The following is a 17,521-nucleotide window of genomic DNA, read 5'->3' on the forward strand; positions in this document are numbered from 1 at the left end:
TATGCTTGAAAGGAGGCTCTCCAGTCAGAGAGAGCGACCAACAACGAGGGCGCGCTAATGGCTACACTAGATTCCATGTCCAGGGACAGCACCCGTCTGAGCGATGGACCCGACTGGACCTTCGAGTTGCTGGATGTCTACCTGGCGGAGATCGACCGGGTGGCCAAACTCTATCGTCTGGATACCTATCCCCATCAGATTGAAGTCATCACCTCGGAACAGATGATGGACGCTTACTCCAGCGTCGGGATGCCAATTAATTATCCGCACTGGTCGTTTGGCAAAAAATTCATTGAAACAGAGCGGCTGTATAAGCACGGGCAGCAGGGACTGGCGTATGAAATCGTCATTAACTCTAACCCGTGTATTGCCTATCTGATGGAAGAGAACACCATTACCATGCAGGCGCTGGTGATGGCGCACGCCTGCTATGGACATAACTCGTTCTTCAAAAATAACTATCTGTTCCGCAGCTGGACGGACGCCAGCTCCATCGTCGATTACCTGATCTTCGCCCGCAAATACATTACCGACTGCGAAGAGCGCTACGGCGTGGACGAGGTGGAGAAGCTGCTGGACTCCTGCCACGCGCTGATGAACTACGGCGTTGATCGTTATAAGCGTCCGCAGAAGATCTCATTGCAGGAAGAGAAAGCCCGGCAGAAGAGCCGCGAGGAGTATCTGCAAAGCCAGGTGAATATGCTGTGGCGCACCCTGCCGAAACGTGAAGAGGAGAAAACCGTCGCCGAGGCGCGTCGCTACCCTTCCGAGCCGCAGGAAAACCTGCTCTACTTTATGGAGAAAAACGCCCCACTGCTGGAGCCGTGGCAGCGTGAGATCCTGCGCATCGTGCGCAAGGTGAGCCAGTATTTCTATCCGCAGAAGCAGACCCAGGTGATGAACGAAGGCTGGGCGACCTTCTGGCACTACACCATTCTTAACCACCTGTACGACGAAGGAAAAGTCACCGAGCGGTTTATGATGGAGTTTCTGCACAGCCACACCAACGTGGTATTCCAGCCGGCATATAACAGCCCGTGGTACAGCGGCATTAACCCGTACGCGCTCGGCTTTGCCATGTTCCAGGATATCAAGCGTATTTGTCAGTCGCCCACCGAAGAGGACAAATACTGGTTCCCGGATATTGCCGGTTCTGACTGGCTGGAAACGCTGCACTTCGCGATGCGTGATTTTAAGGATGAGAGCTTTATCAGCCAGTTCATGTCGCCGAAGATCATGCGTGATTTCCGCTTCTTCACCGTACTGGATGATGACCGCAACAACTACCTGGAGATCTCCGCGATCCACAACGAAGAGGGCTATCGCGAGATCCGCTCGCGCCTGTCATCCCAGTACAACCTGAGTAATCTTGAACCGAACATTCAGGTCTGGAACGTGGATCTGCGCGGCGACCGCTCCCTGACGTTGCGCTATATTCCGCACAACCGCGCGCCGCTGGATAAGGGGCGTAAGGAAGTGCTAAAGCATGTGCATCGCCTGTGGGGATTTGACGTGTTGCTGGAGCAGCAGAACGAAGATGGCAGCGTGGAGCTGCTGGACCGGTGTCCGGCGCGGTTGAATACGCTGTAGTTTGTTGCCGGGTGGCGGCTACGCCTTACCCGGCCTACGGGTTTTGTAGGCCCGGTAAGCGAAGCGCCACCGGGCGAAAAAAAACCTCTCAATCGAGAGGTTTTTTCTTTTACCGGCCCTGAATCGCCAGATCGCCCGGCAGCGTTTTCTGCATCCGGTGCCAGATTTCACCGGAGTCGTGGCCGTAACGACGCACCGTTTCATAGACCTGATCGTGCAGCCCTTCGGTGCAGAGTTTGCTCAGTTTATGGTAGAAGCCGAGCGCCAGGCTGCGGGCTTCAGGGTTAGCAAAGTAGTGACGACCAATGCGCGTATATAACCCTTTCATTCCATTCAGGATCAGACCGTAAACCGGATTGCCGGAAGCAAACGCCAGACCGCGGAACACATTGTAATCCAGGGTCGCAAAGGCATCCGCGTGGTCTTCCACCTCATTAGCGGTGGCAAGCACCTTCAGCGCATCTTCAGGATGCTGACGAAACGCGGTGCGGATGAAAATGGTGGCGATGTTGGTGCGCACGGAAAGCAGATTATCAATCAGCTGCGGTACGCTTTCGTGGTCGAGACGCGCCAGCGTTTCCAGAATGTTCAGCCCGGACGTTTCCCAGAAGTTGTTCACCTTAGTGGGTTTGCCATGCTGTATCGTCAACCAGCCATCGCGCGCCAGACGCTGGAGCACTTCTCGCAGCGTGGTACGGGTGACGCCAATCAGTTCAGAGAGTTCGCGTTCAGCAGGTAGAATTGATCCCGCAGGGAAACGATTATTCCAGATGCTTTCAATGATGTACTCTTCCGCGAAACCCGCCGGGCTCTGCGCCTTAATGACCATAGTGAGATTTCCATTACACAGCTTTAGCAAATTGCACTCATCATACCAGAGGCGCGCAGAGGCAGATAGCGCAGCAGAGACAGAAAAGAGGGATCGCCGTTTCATTTTTATGAAATTTACAAATGGCTTAATCCCCCGCTCTGCCGCCATTTTTGCGTATACTGATGTCTTGTCTTATTTGACGGGGAAAGGACGTCTGTCGTGGAAATTTCATTTGGGCGCGCGCTGTGGCGCAACTTTTTAGGTCAGTCATCTGACTGGTACAAACTTACTTTACTGGTATTCCTGGTCGTTAATCCCGTTATCTTTTTGCTGGATCCCTTCGTTGCCGGGTGGATGTTGGTCGCCGAGTTTATCTTTACCCTGGCGATGGCGCTGAAGTGCTATCCGCTGTTGCCCGGCGGGCTGCTGGCGCTGGAAGCCGTGGTCATCGGAATGACCAGCGCGGAGCATGTTAAAAACGAGATTGCGTCGAATCTTGAAGTCCTGCTGCTGCTGATCTTCATGGTGGCGGGGATCTACTTTATGAAGCAGCTTCTGCTGTTTATCTTCACCCGTTTGCTGCTGAGCATTCCGTCGAAAACGCTGCTCTCGCTGGCGTTTTGCCTCGCCGCGGCCTTCCTCTCTGCCTTCCTGGATGCGCTGACGGTCGTGGCGGTAGTGATCAGCGTCGCCGTCGGCTTTTACGGGATTTACCACCGGGTGGCCTCGTCTCGTCCTGGCGATAACTTGCAGGACGACAGCCACGTTGAGGCGCACAACCGCGATGTGCTGGAACAGTTCCGCGCGTTTCTGCGCAGTCTGATGATGCATGCGGGCGTGGGGACGGCGCTGGGCGGCGTGATGACCATGGTCGGAGAGCCGCAAAACCTGATTATCGCCAAAGCGGCTGAGTGGCATTTTGGCGAATTTTTCCTGCGCATGGCGCCGGTCAGCGTGCCCGTGCTGGTCTGCGGGTTAGCAACCTGTGTGCTGGTCGAAAAATTCAACCTCTTTGGGTATGGCGCGAAGTTACCCGAGCAGGTCCGCCAGGAGCTGCATAAGTTTGACGAGCAGAGCCGCAAACAACGCACGCGCCAGGAGACGCTGCGCCTGATTGCACAGGGTTTTATCGGCGTGTGGCTTATCGCTGCGCTGGCCTTCCACCTTGCCGAGGTGGGGCTGATTGGCCTGTCGGTAATTATCCTTGCAACCAGCCTGGGTGGCGTTACGGACGAACATGCTATCGGAAAAGCCTTTACCGAAGCGCTGCCGTTTACCGCCCTGCTGGCGGTGTTTTTCGCCGTCGTGGCAGTGATTATTGACCAACATCTGTTCGCGCCGATCATCGCATTTGTGCTTCAGGCTACGCCAGATTCGCAGCTAACGCTGTTCTATTTGTTTAACGGTCTGTTGTCCTCTATATCCGATAACGTCTTTGTCGGGACGGTATACATCAATGAGGCCAAAGCCGCGATGGAGCAAGGGATTGTCAGCAGTGAACAGTTCGAACTGCTGGCGGTGGCGATCAACACCGGAACCAACCTCCCCTCCGTGGCAACCCCGAACGGTCAGGCGGCATTCCTCTTCCTGCTGACCTCGGCGCTGGCACCACTCATACGACTTTCTTATGGAAGAATGGTCTGGATGGCGCTGCCGTATACGCTGGTGCTTACCCTGGTTGGTTTGCTGTGCATCAAAATTACTCTCGTTCCCTGTACGCAATGGTTATTGCAAGCAGGTATACTTGCGGCGCATTAAAATTCGTTTACACTGCGCTGTCTAAGCATGTTCCAGGGAAATGATTATGTTGCGATTTTTGAACCAGTGCTCACGCGGTCGCGGAGCGTGGTTGTTGATGGCCCTGACCGCCTTTGCGCTGGAAATGGTCGCGCTGTGGTTTCAGCATGTGATGGGGCTGAAACCTTGCGTACTGTGTATTTATGAGCGTTGTGCGCTGTTCGGCATTATGGGCGCGGGTCTGGTAGGTGCGATTGCACCCAAATCACCGTTACGCTATGCGGCAATTGCCATCTGGCTGTACAGCGCCGGGAAAGGGATTGCGCTTGCCTGGGAGCACACCCAGATGCAGCTTCACCCGTCGCCGTTTATGACCTGCGATTTTGCCGCCCGCTTCCCGAGCTGGCTGCCGCTGGATAAATGGCTGCCGCAGGTGTTTGTGGCCTCCGGTGACTGCTCTGTACGCCAGTGGGAATTCCTGACGCTGGAGATGCCGCAGTGGCTGGTGGGCATTTTTGTCGCCTACTTTGTGGTGGCGTTGCTGGTGCTGATTGCCCAGCCGTTCAAACCAAAGAAACGCGATCTTTTTGGAAGGTAAAAGCAAAACGGCAACGTCAGTTTTGTTGGTCGGGTAAGCGCAGCGCCACCCGACAAAATTGCGCACAATAAAAAACCCGCCTCGGCGGGTTTTTTATTGTCACCGATTAGGGTGATTCATAATGTGGTCTTCCCAGTCGCGCACCTCGGACTCTTTCACCGCAATGTGGCGCACGGAAATACGTTCACCGTGCATCGCCGCTTTCGACCCCGTCAACAGCGGATGCCATGTGGGCAGATCTTTTCCTTCCGCCAGCAGGCGATACGCGCAGGTATGCGGCAGCCACTCAAAGGTCGGCAGATTTTCACGGGTTAACTTGATGCAGTCCGGCTCATATTCGAAACGGCGCTCATAGTTGCGGCACTGGCAGGTTTTGATGTTTAACTGCTTGCAGGCTACGTTGGTGAAATAGATCTCGTCCGAATCTTCATCCATCAGCTTATGCAGGCAGCACTGCCCGCAGCCGTCACACAACGATTCCCACTCCGCGTCGGTCATGTCGTCGAGAGTTTTGCTTTGCCAGAAAGGAATGTCGTTCATCGGGATGTCCACACGTCAAAATAGAGCGCACCTTATAACGAGTCTGGCACGTTGATGCAAGTTTTGCCGCCCTTTTCAGGCGGCAAGGTGCTTTTACAGCACGCGGGTTTTCAGCGACAGGCCGTTAAAACTGACGTCCAGTTCGTCGCCGCTAAGCAGCGGCCCCACACCTTCCGGAGTGCCGGTGAGGATCACGTCGCCAGGTTTCAGGGTGAAGAAGCGGCTCATGTAGGCAATCAGCGGAACGATCTTATGGATCATGTCAGCGGTTGTTCCCTGCTGGCGGATCTCGCCGTTGACCTTCAGGCTGAGCTGCGTGTTCTGCGGATCGTCGGTAAATTCACTCACCGGAACGAAACCGGAAATCGGGCATGAATTATCAAAACCCTTGGCTTTTTCCCACGGCTGCCCCGCTTTCTTCATTTTGCCCTGGACGTCACGCAGCGTCAGGTCGAGCGCGACACCGTAACCCGCAATCGCCTTCTCTACATGCTCTTCAGTTGCCTGGCGCAGCGTCGCGCCGATCAGCACCGCCAGTTCCACTTCATGATGCACCGAACCCAGTCCCTGCGGCAGAACCAGCGGCTGGCGAATATCGCACAGTGCGGTTTCTGGCTTAATAAACAGAACCGGCTCTTCCGGCACGGCGCTGCCCATCTCCTGAATATGTTTTGCATAGTTGCTGCCCACGCAGACCACTTTGCTGACGGGATAATCCAGTAATGCACCTTGCCAGTTATGATGTTGATACATGGTCGACCCCTAATCGGTTGATGAGTTGTTCCCGGAAGGACCCGGGCTTATTTCTTTCCGCTCACCTCAAGATGCTGTTTTAATAAATTCTCCGGTGGCGGCGGAAGCTGTAAATAATAGCCCTGCTCGATTAACGCCTTTTTGACTTTCTCAAGATCGGCGTTCACCAGCTTCTTACGGCCGTCCAGCGGCAGCAGCATCGCCAGCTGCGGTCGGCCAAAGCTTTTCATTAATTCTTCAGGCACGCGGGAAAAATCGTCTTTCTTTTCGACATAAAGGTAGGTCTGGTCGCGGCTGGTACTTCTGTAGATCACACAAAACATGTTTTTACTCTGAATTAATGGGTGGTTGCTTGCCTCAATATACTCCTGACTATAACATGCCTGATACTCTTCGGAATATCGCGGCGATGTGTTGCGGTTAATAGCAAATTGAGTAAGGCCAGGATGTCAAATACGCCCATCGAGCTTAAAGGCAGTAGCTTCACCTTATCAGTGGTTCATTTGCATGATGCAAAACCCGAGGTTATTCGTCAGGCGTTAGAAGACAAAATCGCGCAGGCTCCCGCTTTTCTTAAGCATGCTCCTGTCGTCGTCAATGTAAGCGACCTTGAGGGGCCGGTTAACTGGAAGCGACTCCAGCAGGCCGTCGTCTCCACGGGGTTGCGCATCGTGGGTATTAGCGGCTGCAAAGACGCAGAGTTAAAAGCCGAAATTGAACGCGCGGGTTTGCCCTTGTTAAACGAGGGCAAAGAAAAAGCCCCGCGTGCAACGCCTGCAACCGTTCCCGCTCCCCCGCCTCCGGCGCAAAATGTAGCCCCAGTCACAAAAACGCGATTGATTGATCTGCCGGTTCGTTCCGGTCAGCGCATTTATGCGCCAAACTGTGATCTGATTGTTACAAGTCACGTCAGTGCGGGCGCAGAACTGATTGCAGATGGCAATATTCACGTTTACGGTATGATGCGTGGGCGTGCGCTTGCGGGCGCCAGCGGCGATCGAGAAGCACAAATTTTTTGTACTCACCTGACGGCAGAACTGGTGTCTATCGCAGGTGAATATTGGCTGAGCGATAAAATCCCAGCCGAATTTTATGGCAAAGCGGCCCGTCTGCAACTGGCAGATAACGCTTTGACCGTTCAACCGTTAAATTGATCCCTTTTAACAAGGAATTTCTATGGCACGCATTATTGTTGTGACTTCGGGTAAAGGAGGCGTTGGCAAGACCACCTCCAGCGCGGCCATCGCTACTGGTTTGGCCCAGAAGGGAAAGAAAACCGTCGTAATTGACTTCGATATCGGTCTGCGTAACCTGGACCTGATCATGGGTTGCGAGCGTCGCGTGGTGTATGACTTTGTGAACGTCATTCAGGGCGATGCCACCCTTAACCAGGCGCTGATTAAAGATAAGCGTACCGAGAACCTCTACATTCTTCCGGCGTCTCAGACCCGTGATAAAGACGCGCTGACTCGCGAAGGCGTGGAAAAGGTGCTCGACGATCTGAAAAAGATGGAGTTCGACTTCGTGGTCTGCGACTCCCCGGCCGGTATCGAAACCGGCGCGCTGATGGCGCTCTACTTCGCGGATGAAGCCATCATCACCACCAACCCGGAAGTCTCGTCAGTACGTGACTCCGACCGTATTCTCGGCATTCTGGCCTCGAAATCCCGCCGTGCGGAAAATGGCCAGGAGCCAATCAAAGAGCACCTGCTGCTAACCCGCTACAACCCGGGCCGTGTGAACAAAGGTGACATGCTGAGCATGGAAGACGTGCTGGAGATCCTGCGCATCAAACTGGTTGGCGTGATCCCGGAAGATCAGTCCGTGTTGCGCGCCTCTAACCAGGGCGAGCCCGTGATCCTGGATACACAGGCAGACGCAGGTAAAGCGTATGCGGATACCGTTGACCGTCTGCTGGGAGAAGAACGTCCTTTCCGCTTCATTGAAGAAGAGAAGAAAGGTTTCCTCAAACGCCTGTTCGGAGGATAAGTTATGGCATTACTGGACTTTTTTCTCTCGCGGAAAAAAAGCACCGCCAACATCGCAAAAGAACGTCTGCAAATCATTGTGGCGGAACGTCGTCGTAGCGACGCCGAACCGCACTACCTGCCGCAGTTGCGCAAAGACATTCTGGAAGTGATCTGCAAATACGTGCAGATTGACCCGGAAATGGTCACCGTTCAGCTGGAGCAAAAAGACGGGGATATTTCGATTCTGGAGCTGAACGTGACGCTTCCGGAAGCGGAAGAGTCGCGTTAATCCATTTGTGGTTTTGTAGGCCGGGTAAGCATCACGACGCCCGGCAATTTCCCCGGTGGCGCTGCGCTTACCGGGGCTACAATTCTTTAGCGCGGATACCCTTCCAGCAGGGTATTCAGGCGTTCGGCCATCAGTTCCCCCCGCCATCCGGCGACCAGTTCCGGTAAACCATTTTGCGGTTTCAACTTCCAGTGCCAGTTCAGCAGCTGGTTAATCTGACGACGTGAAGCCAGCAGTTCGGCACTCAGTTTGCTTTCCCCCGCCACCGTCTGCACCAGCGCTTTGATGTCTTTGAACGCCTTGCGGTAGCCCGGCATATCCATCAGGTTAAGCAGCGGTTCTGGCAGTGCGTCCTCTGGCAGCTGCTGAGCTTTCTCTACCAGCGCGAGCAGCGTTTTACCGTGGAAACGGATCTCACTTCCGGAAAGGCCAATGCTGTCCAGCTCACCAAGGCTACCCGGCATATAGCGCGCCACCGCCCACAGGTGTTCTTCACGCACCACGAAGTTAACCGCCAGATCGCGCTCACGCGCTTTACGCAGACGCCAGTCAGCCAGCAATTGCAGACAGGCCAGTTGACGGGTGCGCAGCTGCCAGGCGTTGGTGATGTCACGCCAGGCTTCTTTCGGATCAACCACTTCCTGACGACGCTGCTGCGTCATGCGGCACTCGTCCAGTGCGGCAGACAGCCAACCGGACGCCTCAGCCTCTTTCATGAGCTGGCCGGCAATCGGTAGCAGATAAAAGACGTCTGCCGCGGCGTATTCAAGCTGACGCGCCGTCAGCGGGCGCGCAAGCCAGTCGGTACGCGATTCGCTCTTATCCAGCGTCAGACCGGTGTACTCTTCCACCATCGCCGCAAAACCCCAGGAGAGCGGACGACCGCTGAACGCCGCGAGGATCTGGGTATCAATCAGCGGCTGCGGCATGATGCCAAAGGTGTTGAGAAAGACTTCCAGATCTTCACTGCCCGCGTGCAGATATTTGGTCACGGCGGCATCCAGCAACAGCTCGCGCATTGGCGCCCAGTCGGTAATGCCGAGGGGGTCAATCAACGACACGTTTTTGCCGTCATACATCTGAATCAGACCCAGCTGCGGATAGTACGTTCGGGTGCGGACAAATTCCGTATCCAGGGCGATAGCGGGAAATTCACGCGTCACCTCGCACAGCGAAGCCAGCTCGTCGTTGGTAGTGATCATCTGGTAATTCAAATCGGACTCTCTTTTGTTTGCGCCCATAAAAAACGCCGGCTTAACCGGCGTCTGGGCGATTAACGTGAAGCTCAGGCCTTATTGTCCACTTTGGCACGGGCTTCGTCACGTAATTCTCGTCGTAATATCTTCCCGACGTTGGATTTCGGCAGCTCATCCCGGAATTCCACTAGCTTCGGCACTTTATAGCCCGTCAGCTGACGACGACAAAACGTTATCAGCGCATCCTCGGTCAGAGAAGGATCTTTCTTGACCACAAATATCTTCACCGCTTCACCGCTGCTGCCGGAGGGAACGCCCACCGCCGCTACTTCCAGCACGCCGCTGTGCTGCATCACCACGTCTTCGATTTCGTTCGGATAGACGTTGAACCCTGACACCAGGATCATATCTTTCTTGCGATCGACGATGCGCAGGAAGCCTTCGTCATCCATCACCGCGATGTCGCCCGTGTGCAGCCAGCCGTCTTTGATGATCTCATCCGTGGCATCCGGACGTTGCCAGTAGCCCAGCATCACCTGCGGCCCTCTGACGCACAGCTCCCCTGGCTCACCGTGAGGCACTTCGTTATCCTCATCATCTACCAGTTTTGCTTCCGTCGACGGGACCGGCAGACCGATACTGCCGCTGTGATAGTCGATATCATGCGGGTTAACGCTGACCAGCGGGGCGCACTCCGTCAGGCCATAGCCTTCCAGCAGATACTGCCCGGTGAGTTTCACCCAGCGCTCGGCAACCGCCTGCTGAACCGGCATCCCGCCACCCGCAGAGAGGTGCAGCGTGGAGAAATCGAGCTGCTGGAACTCTTTATTGTTAAGCAGCGCGTTAAACAGGGTGTTCACGCCGGTCATGGCGGTGAACGGGTATTTCGCCAGCTCTTTGACCAGCCCCGGAATGTCGCGCGGGTTGGTGATCAATACGTTTTGACCGCCAAGCTCAATAAACAGCAGGCAGTTCATGGTCAGCGCAAAAATGTGATACAGCGGAAGCGCGGTGATCACCAGCTCCTTGCCCGGGTGCAGCAGCGGCCCGTAGGTGGCATTAACCTGCTCAAGGTTCGCCAGCATATTTCGGTGGGTCAGCATCGCCCCTTTCGCCACGCCGGTGGTACCGCCCGTGTATTGCAGAAATGCCAGATCCTCAGACACGATCTCCGGCTTCACGTACTGCATCCGGTAGCCCGCATGCAGGGCGCGGCGGAAAGAGATGGCATCCGGCAGGTGGTATTTCGGCACCAGCCGCTTAACGTATTTAACGACAAAGTTGACCAGCGTACCTTTCGCGGTAGAGAGCTGGTCGCCCATGCGCGTCAGGATGACGTGTTTAACCTGGGTTCTTTCAACGACTTTTTCCAGCGTGTGGGCAAAGTTGGAGACAATCACAATCGCCGCCGCGCCGCTGTCATTCAACTGATGTTCCAGCTCGCGCGGGGTATAGAGCGGGTTAACGTTAACCACGATCATCCCTGCCCTGAGGATCCCGAACAGCGCCACCGGGTATTGCAGCAGGTTTGGCATCATCAGCGCGACGCGATCCCCTTTCTGCAAGCCCAACCCTTCCTGTAAATAGGCTGCAAACGCCCGGCTGCGCTCTTCCAGCTTACGGAAGGTCATCACTTCGCCCATATTCACAAATGCAGGCTGGTCAGCGTAACGCCGTACCGAGTGTTCAAATAATTCAATCAGGGATTGATAACGGTCAGGATTGATCTCCGCAGGGACATCCGCGGGATAACGGTTAAGCCAAACCTTTTTCAATGCATCACCTCTGAAATGAGTGTTCGTCGTCATCACAGCCCCGATAATAAACAGTTTGTTAACATTATATTAACTCAGCGTACCAGTTTATTAATTGTTCAGATTGCAGGTTGCGAAGCGCGTCACTCTTTTTTTTCGTTATATCCGTAAAAAAACAGAGACAGCGGCTGAGCCGCTGTCTCTTTCCTAACAATAACAGTAAGTTACTCAGTTACGATTGTTTGAACCTGTGCAGGGCCTGGATTGTACCAACCCCAGCCACCGTAGCCGTAACGATACGGATGCGGTCCCCACATCCACGGATCGATTGGCTGTGGCGGCATCACCACCTGCTGGGCGATACGCCAGCGTTTGTAGCCGTTCACCTGCATGGTCATAAATTTGTATGGCGTATTGCCGATTTTCCCCGCCACCGAACCGGTAATCGGCCCGACGACGGTCACCAGCTGCCCGCGGAAATCTACCGGATCGAGGAAGCCGCTGACGTCAGCGTAGATCCGCCCGCGCGAGGCTTCACCCAGAACAGGCCGCGCGCCGTCGTCCAGCGGGACAGTGGCAATCTCCAGTCGGGTTTTACCCTGCTGGTTTATCACTTCTACCACTTTGCCGCCAAACCGCGCTTCCTGCCCGACATACAGCTCCGGGGCATTCATCACGCGTACCAGATCCTGCTGTGGCGTCGGGCTGGTGCCCTTGATCGCATCAGGAACGGTGACGCACCCGCTCAGTGCTATGGCAACCGCGCCTGCCATAAGAAAGCGTACAACTTTAGTCTGAACCGCCATGATGCGACTCCTTTTTCTCAGTTCCTGTTACTGAGATTCACTCGCGGCCAGGAAGTTTCTTCCACGCGACGGTGTTTCGTAAATAAACCGGTTCAGCATGTTCAACCGCCACGGTTTTTCCTGCGGCAAGTAGCTGACAGGCAATCGGCAACATATCTTCTGCGGCGGGCAGGAGCATGTTACCGTCCACCAGCGTAAGGCCGGTGTCCTTCGCCATCTCAGGCCATGCCGGCCAGCCGGTTCCGACCGTCGCCCACTCACCGGAGAGCTGTTTCAGGCGCCCGGTGACGGCTTCAGGTTTAAGCACCGCTTCCGTCTCTTCGCCGTGCCAGACGCCGTTTTCGTCACGGGTGTACTCCGCCCAGTAGACTTCCCCCATGCGGGCATCAATTGCAGCCAGCACGCGGGTGGCGCCGGTCATGCGCCAGGCGCCCTGAGCCATGGTCGCAAGCGTTGAGACGCCGATCATCGGCAGGTCAGCGCCCAGCGCCAGCCCCTGCGCAATGCCAATCCCGATACGTACGCCCGTAAAGCTGCCCGGACCACGGCCGTAGGCCAGCGCGTCGAGGTCAGTCAGGGCGGTGTTGCCCTCGGTTAAAATGGTTTTTACCAGGGGCAGAATACGTTGGGTGTGTTCCCGTGGGCACTCTTCGAAATGAGCAAAAGTCGTACCGTCGTTCCACAGGGCAACGGAACAGGCCTCTGTCGCGGTATCAATAGCCAGAATTCGCATCAGTCGTCGCGCTCTCGCAATGGTCAGTCACAAAATGGCGCGCATCTTAACACACTCCGGGAAGAATTACTCCGCCGTCGGGTTCGCCAGGAAGCGGACAGCGCGTTTAATATCCCGCGTGCGCGGCGCGGGCGGCAGGCTGGCGAGGAAGGTCGCGCCGTAGGGACGCATCACCAGGCGGTTGTCGCAGATCACCAGCACCCCGCGGTCGGTGACGTCGCGGATCAGTCGCCCTACCCCCTGTTTAAGCGTGATGACCGCGTCCGGCAGCTGGACGTCGTCGAACGGATCGCCCCCGCGCAGACGGCAATCCTCCATGCGCGCCTTCAGGAGCGGATCGTCCGGCGATGTGAACGGCAGCTTATCGATAATCACCAGCGAGAGCGTATCGCCGCGCACGTCCACCCCTTCCCAGAAGCTGCTGGTCGCCACCAGCAGGGCATTACCGGCGCTGACAAACTGCTGGAGCAGCTGGCCTTTACTGGTTTCCCCCTGCAACAGCACCGGTAGCGTCATGGTGGCGCGGAACTGCTCGGCCAGATCGCGCATCATGGCGTGTGAGGTGCAGAGCATAAAGCAGCGCCCGTTGTTAGCCTCAATCATCGGCTTCAGCATGGCCGCCAGATGGCGCGCCGCGCCCGGCTGGTTAGGCAGCGGCAGATTGCGCGGCACGCACAGCAGCGCCTGTTTCTCATAGTCGAACGGGCTCGGCAGAAGCAGGGATTCCGCCTGCTCAATGCCGAGGCGCTCGGTAAAGTGGTGCAGATCGTCATTGACCGACAGCGTGGCCGAGGTAAAGACCCAGGTGCCGGGCTTTTGCGCCATCACCTCTTTGAATTTATCAGCAACGGTCAGCGGCGTGAGCGCCAGGGTGAAGTGGCGCGAGGTACATTCGTACCAGTAGCTATAGCCCGGCTGGTTGATCTCTTTCAGCCGCTTCAGCCGCCCACGGTAGAGCGTGGCGCGCTCGAAAGCGGCGTCCAGCAGCGCTGAACGTCCGAGGGACAGCTTCGCCACGTCGTAACAGAGTTCAAGGGCATCATCGAGCAGCAGCAGCGCGCGCTGGATATTTTTGTCTGCGAGCAGTTCGCGCAGGTTGCCGCGATAGCCCGGCTCGCCAAGCTGTAAGCGGAAATCCTGTGCGCATTGCGCCAGGCGGTCCGCGCACTTCTGCAACTGCTGGGTATCTTTGAGTTCGGTGCGATAGGCAATGGTAATATCTTTCGCCAGATCCTGAAGCTGACGGCTGGAGAGCGACTGACCAAAATACTGGCTGGCGATGTCCGGTAGCTGATGGGCTTCATCGAAGATCATCACCTCCGCCTCCGGGATCAGCTCGCCGAAACCACTGTCCTTGACCACCATATCCGCAAGAAACAGGTGATGGTTCACCACCACCACGTCGGCGTCCATCGCGGTTTTACGCGCTTTCACCACAAAACAGTCCTTATACAGCGGGCAGTCGCTGCCGAGGCAGTTGTCATTGGTGCTGGTCACCAGCGGCCAGGCCGGGGAGTCTTCCGGCACGCTCGCGCAGGTGCTGATATCCCCCTCCTCCGTCTGGTTGGCCCAGGCGCGCAGGACGATCACATCGCTCAGGGTTTGTACCGGCAGGTCGCCGCCCGCCAGCGCCTGCTGTTCAAGACGCTCCAGACACAGGTAGTTAGAACGCCCTTTCAGCAAGGCCAGACGCCCTTTGTATTTCAGCGCTTTCGCCACCGTGGGTAAATCGCGGCTGTAGAGCTGATCCTGGAGCGCTTTTGATCCCGTAGAGATGATCACCTTTTTTTTCGCCCGCAGCGCAGGAGCGAGGTAAGCATACGTTTTCCCCGTACCGGTGCCGGCCTCCACGACCAGCGGCTGCGCCTTGTCGATGGCGTGCGCGACGGCATGCGCCATCTGACGTTGGGGTTCGCGCGGTTTAAAGCCGGGAATAGCCTGTGCTAACTGACCTTCTGGGGAAAAATCGTCTGCCACGGTGTTCTCTCACTGTATTTTTGCACAGGGATTATGTCAGCCCCTTCTCTCCGGTGCCACCCCAAATAGTGACGACGGCGGAACATTATGGCAGTCTTGCCGCCTGACGACGAAAGATAACGAGGATACGTTTATGACAATTACGCGCATTGATGCCGAAGCCCGCTGGTCTGATGTGGTGATCCACAACCAGACGCTGTACTACACCGGCGTCCCTGCCAATCTGCACGCCGACGCCTTCGAGCAGACCGCCAACACCCTGGCGCAGATCGACGCCGTACTGGAAAAACAGGGCAGCGACAAATCCCGCATTCTGGATGCGACGATTTTTCTGGCGAATAAAGACGATTTCGCGGCGATGAATAAAGCCTGGGATGCGTGGGTGGTGGCGGGTCACGCGCCTGTACGCTGCACCGTACAGGCCACGCTGATGAAACCGGAATATAAGGTTGAGATCAAGATTATCGCGGCAGTGTAAGCCGGTTATTCTTCATCTTCATCCTCAAAGCGCGCCACGATCCGCTCGCCGGTATGGGTGGCGCGAAGTTCTTCCGCGACCTGGGAAATTGCCTGTCCGCTGCTCATCCCCTGGGACATCAGCTCCTGAATACGTTCAACGGCTTTCTGCTGTTGGTCATGGCTGAGAGAAGGTAAACCTGCAAACATCGTTAACTCCTGCTAAATTATTCGCGCTAATTATTTCACGCTGCCCGGTAGTATGCCATACATGAACATGCGCTTCCCCACTGTTATGACCTTGCCCTGGCGTGCAGACGCCGCCGAGTTCTGGTTTGCCCGTCTGAGCCACCTGCCTTTTGCGATGCTCCTGCACTCCGGGCATGCGGATCATCCCTACAGCCGCTTTGACATTCTGGTGGCCGACCCGGTTAAAACGCTGACGACCGATGCGCTGTCGCCAACGGACGATCCGCTGATGCGGCTCCAGAACGAGATCCATGCTCTGGGCTTTTCTGCCACACCGGATCCGGATCTGCCTTTCCAGGGGGGCGCGCTGGGCCTGTTTGGTTACGATCTGGGTCGCCGTTTCGAAAAGCTGCCCGAGCATGCGCAGGCGGATATTTCCCTGCCGGATATGGCGGTGGGGCTGTATGACTGGGCGCTGATCGTGGATCACCGTAAGCAGACGGTTTCTCTGCTAAGCCACCGGGACGTGCAAGCGCGTCTGGCCTGGCTTGAGGCGCAACGGCCCGCCGCCCCGGAACGCTTTATGCTAACCTCCGGCTGGCGCTCGAACATGAGCGCGGAGGAATACGCGGAAAAATTCTCCCGCGTGCAGGCGTATCTTCACAGCGGCGACTGTTATCAGGTCAACCTCGCCCAGCGTTTCCAGGCGGCATACGAGGGAGACGAATGGCAGGCGTTTACCCGCCTCAATGCCAGCAATAAGGCCCCGTTCAGCGCATTTTTACGCCTTGAACACGGCGCCATCCTCAGCCTTTCGCCTGAGCGTTTTATTCACCTGGCTGACGGTATGATTCAGACCCGCCCGATAAAGGGCACCCTGCCGCGCCTTGCCGATGCCGACGCCGACCGTCAGCAGGCGGAGACGCTGGCGGCCTCGCCGAAAGATCGCGCTGAAAACCTGATGATTGTCGATCTGATGCGCAATGATATTGGCCGCGTCGCCGAGCCGGGCAGCGTGCGCGTGCCGGAGCTGTTCGTCGTGGAGCCATTCCCGGCGGTGCATCATCTGGTCAGCACCATCACCGCACGTCTGCCGGCCTCGCGAACCGCCTGCGATCTGCTCCGCGCCGCGTTTCCGGGCGGCTCCATTACCGGCGCGCCGAAGGTCCGGGCGATGGAGATCATCGACGAACTGGAACCGCATCGCCGCAACGTCTGGTGCGGCAGCATCGGCTATGTGAGTCTGTGCGGCACCATGGATACCAGCATCACTATTCGCACCCTGACGGCCTGCGACGGTAACCTGTACTGTTCTGCAGGCGGTGGCATTGTGGCCGACAGCCAGGCGGAGGCGGAATATCAGGAAACCTTTGATAAAGTGAATCGTATCCTGAAACAACTGGAGAACTCACGGTGAAGAAAGACAACCTGACGCTGGATGATTTTCTGTCGCGCTTTCAGCTTCTGCGGCCCCAGGTTAACCGCGCCACGCTGAATCAACGTCAGGCGGCGGTGCTGATCCCGGTCGTGCGTCGTGAGCAGCCGGGTCTGTTGCTTACCCAGCGCTCACCGCATATGCGAAAACACGCCGGTCAGGTTGCGTTCCCGGGCGGCGCGGTGGACAGCACCGATGCATCCCTGATTGCCGCCGCACTGCGCGAAGCGCATGAGGAAGTGGCGATCCCCCCGGAGACGGTCGAGGTGATCGGCGTGCTGCCGCCAGTGGACAGCGTAACCGGTTTTCAGGTTACGCCGGTCGTTGGCATTATTCCGCCCGATCTTCAGTATCACGCCAGCGTCGATGAAGTTTCAGCGGTATTCGAAATGCCGCTGGAAGAGGCCCTTCGTCTGGGTCGCTATCACCCGCTGGATATTCACCGCCGCGGACACGATCATCGGGTCTGGCTGTCGTGGTATCAGCATTATTTTGTCTGGGGCATGACGGCAGGCATCATTCGTGAGCTGGCCCTGCAAATCGGCCTGAAGCCTTGACTATACTTTACATTCCACCCTTTTCTGGCAGGTTTGCGATCGGCGTCGCGCTATTAGCAAAACCATCGTTAACCATTAGTTTAATTCATGTGAATAGTTAAGCCGAGGTTGGTGTTCCCTCTTACACTAT

General features: G+C 56.5%; 19 protein-coding genes. 9 read left to right on the forward strand and 10 right to left on the reverse strand.

Going from position 1 to position 17,521, the window contains the following annotated elements; all coding sequences use genetic code 11:
• Window positions 1–57 precede the first annotated feature (57 nt).
• Entirely contained in the window at window positions 58–1,590 is a 1,533-nt protein-coding gene (locus IM290_RS14135) for a SpoVR family protein (RefSeq protein WP_017384314.1), read from the forward strand.
• A gap of 109 nt (window positions 1,591–1,699) precedes the next feature.
• Here IM290_RS14135 and fadR read toward each other — a convergent pair whose 3' ends face one another.
• A complete protein-coding gene (gene fadR / locus IM290_RS14140; RefSeq protein ID WP_003859951.1) occupies window positions 1,700–2,419 on the reverse strand; it encodes a fatty acid metabolism transcriptional regulator FadR in 720 nt (239 codons plus the stop codon).
• Between the two features lie 201 nt (window positions 2,420–2,620).
• On the opposite strand from fadR, the gene nhaB reads away from it, so the two are divergent.
• Together nhaB and dsbB are read left to right on the forward strand one after the other, a co-directional pair.
• The gene (nhaB, locus tag IM290_RS14145) at window positions 2,621–4,159 is read left to right on the forward strand and encodes a Na(+)/H(+) antiporter NhaB (RefSeq protein WP_193042402.1); all 1,539 of its coding nucleotides are present in this window, start codon (window positions 2,621–2,623) and stop codon (window positions 4,157–4,159) included.
• Window positions 4,160–4,205: 46 nt separating this feature from the next.
• Complete coding sequence (gene dsbB / locus IM290_RS14150; RefSeq protein WP_017693268.1) at window positions 4,206–4,736, forward strand: disulfide bond formation protein DsbB; 531 nt, start codon at window positions 4,206–4,208, stop codon at window positions 4,734–4,736.
• 99 nt (window positions 4,737–4,835) lie between these two features.
• Here the strand turns inward: dsbB and IM290_RS14155 are convergent, their stop codons facing one another.
• From IM290_RS14155 to IM290_RS14165, 3 genes are all read right to left on the reverse strand, one after another.
• A complete protein-coding gene (locus IM290_RS14155) occupies window positions 4,836–5,276 on the reverse strand; it encodes a YcgN family cysteine cluster protein (protein ID WP_015570314.1) in 441 nt (146 codons plus the stop codon).
• Window positions 5,277–5,369: 93 nt separating this feature from the next.
• Window positions 5,370–6,029 carry a fumarylacetoacetate hydrolase family protein gene (locus tag IM290_RS14160; protein WP_047063172.1) on the reverse strand — a complete coding sequence of 220 codons (660 nt, stop codon included), beginning with the start codon at window positions 6,027–6,029 and terminating at the stop codon, window positions 5,370–5,372.
• A gap of 47 nt (window positions 6,030–6,076) precedes the next feature.
• A complete protein-coding gene (locus IM290_RS14165; protein ID WP_032653932.1) occupies window positions 6,077–6,352 on the reverse strand; it encodes a YcgL domain-containing protein in 276 nt (91 codons plus the stop codon).
• A 123-nt stretch (window positions 6,353–6,475) separates the two neighbouring features.
• Between IM290_RS14165 and minC the strand changes: the two genes are divergently transcribed.
• From minC to minE, 3 genes are read left to right on the forward strand one after another with little or no spacing between them, the layout of a single operon-like run.
• Entirely contained in the window at window positions 6,476–7,183 is a 708-nt protein-coding gene (gene minC / locus IM290_RS14170; protein ID WP_015570311.1) for a septum site-determining protein MinC, read from the forward strand.
• Between the two features lie 22 nt (window positions 7,184–7,205).
• Window positions 7,206–8,018, forward strand: a complete 813-nt coding sequence (gene minD / locus IM290_RS14175; protein ID WP_003859938.1) for a septum site-determining protein MinD — start codon at window positions 7,206–7,208, stop codon at window positions 8,016–8,018.
• A 3-nt stretch (window positions 8,019–8,021) separates the two neighbouring features.
• The gene (gene minE, locus IM290_RS14180; RefSeq protein ID WP_003859937.1) at window positions 8,022–8,288 is read left to right on the forward strand and encodes a cell division topological specificity factor MinE; all 267 of its coding nucleotides are present in this window, start codon (window positions 8,022–8,024) and stop codon (window positions 8,286–8,288) included.
• 86 nt (window positions 8,289–8,374) lie between these two features.
• On the opposite strand, the gene rnd is transcribed toward minE, so the two are convergent.
• The 5 genes from rnd to IM290_RS14205 all read right to left on the reverse strand — a co-directional run bounded on the left by rnd (window position 8,375) and on the right by IM290_RS14205 (window position 14,754).
• Window positions 8,375–9,490, reverse strand: coding sequence for a ribonuclease D (gene rnd / locus IM290_RS14185; protein WP_193042417.1), 1,116 nt, complete (start codon window positions 9,488–9,490; stop codon window positions 8,375–8,377).
• An 83-nt stretch (window positions 9,491–9,573) separates the two neighbouring features.
• Window positions 9,574–11,259 (reverse strand): long-chain-fatty-acid--CoA ligase FadD, encoded by a 1,686-nt coding sequence (gene fadD, locus IM290_RS14190; protein WP_017693264.1) that lies wholly within the window; start codon window positions 11,257–11,259, stop codon window positions 9,574–9,576.
• Between the two features lie 203 nt (window positions 11,260–11,462).
• On the reverse strand, window positions 11,463–12,044 hold the full coding sequence (locus tag IM290_RS14195; RefSeq protein WP_023303883.1) for a Slp family lipoprotein: 582 nt from the start codon (window positions 12,042–12,044) through the stop codon (window positions 11,463–11,465).
• Between the two features lie 37 nt (window positions 12,045–12,081).
• The gene (gene tsaB, locus IM290_RS14200) at window positions 12,082–12,777 is read right to left on the reverse strand and encodes a tRNA (adenosine(37)-N6)-threonylcarbamoyltransferase complex dimerization subunit type 1 TsaB (protein WP_015570308.1); all 696 of its coding nucleotides are present in this window, start codon (window positions 12,775–12,777) and stop codon (window positions 12,082–12,084) included.
• 66 nt (window positions 12,778–12,843) lie between these two features.
• Window positions 12,844–14,754: an ATP-dependent DNA helicase gene (locus tag IM290_RS14205; protein ID WP_023303884.1), complete on the reverse strand. Its 1,911-nt coding sequence runs from the start codon at window positions 14,752–14,754 to the stop codon at window positions 12,844–12,846.
• Between the two features lie 133 nt (window positions 14,755–14,887).
• Between IM290_RS14205 and IM290_RS14210 the strand changes: the two genes are divergently transcribed.
• Window positions 14,888–15,232, forward strand: a complete 345-nt coding sequence (locus IM290_RS14210) for a RidA family protein (RefSeq protein WP_045911200.1) — start codon at window positions 14,888–14,890, stop codon at window positions 15,230–15,232.
• Window positions 15,233–15,237: 5 nt separating this feature from the next.
• On the opposite strand, the gene IM290_RS14215 is transcribed toward IM290_RS14210, so the two are convergent.
• The gene (locus tag IM290_RS14215; RefSeq protein WP_003859925.1) at window positions 15,238–15,420 is read right to left on the reverse strand and encodes a YoaH family protein; all 183 of its coding nucleotides are present in this window, start codon (window positions 15,418–15,420) and stop codon (window positions 15,238–15,240) included.
• A 61-nt stretch (window positions 15,421–15,481) separates the two neighbouring features.
• Between IM290_RS14215 and pabB the strand changes: the two genes are divergently transcribed.
• Window positions 15,482–16,816, forward strand: a complete 1,335-nt coding sequence (gene pabB / locus IM290_RS14220) for an aminodeoxychorismate synthase component 1 (RefSeq protein WP_193042416.1) — start codon at window positions 15,482–15,484, stop codon at window positions 16,814–16,816.
• The gene (locus IM290_RS14225) at window positions 16,813–17,391 is read left to right on the forward strand and encodes a CoA pyrophosphatase (RefSeq protein WP_032671651.1); all 579 of its coding nucleotides are present in this window, start codon (window positions 16,813–16,815) and stop codon (window positions 17,389–17,391) included. The genes pabB and IM290_RS14225 overlap by 4 nt, the downstream gene beginning before the upstream one ends.
• Window positions 17,392–17,521: the final 130 nt, after the last annotated feature.

The organism is Enterobacter cloacae complex sp. S1, from assembly GCF_014930525.1.
Taxonomy (GTDB): Bacteria; Pseudomonadota; Gammaproteobacteria; order Enterobacterales; family Enterobacteriaceae; genus Enterobacter; species Enterobacter hormaechei_C.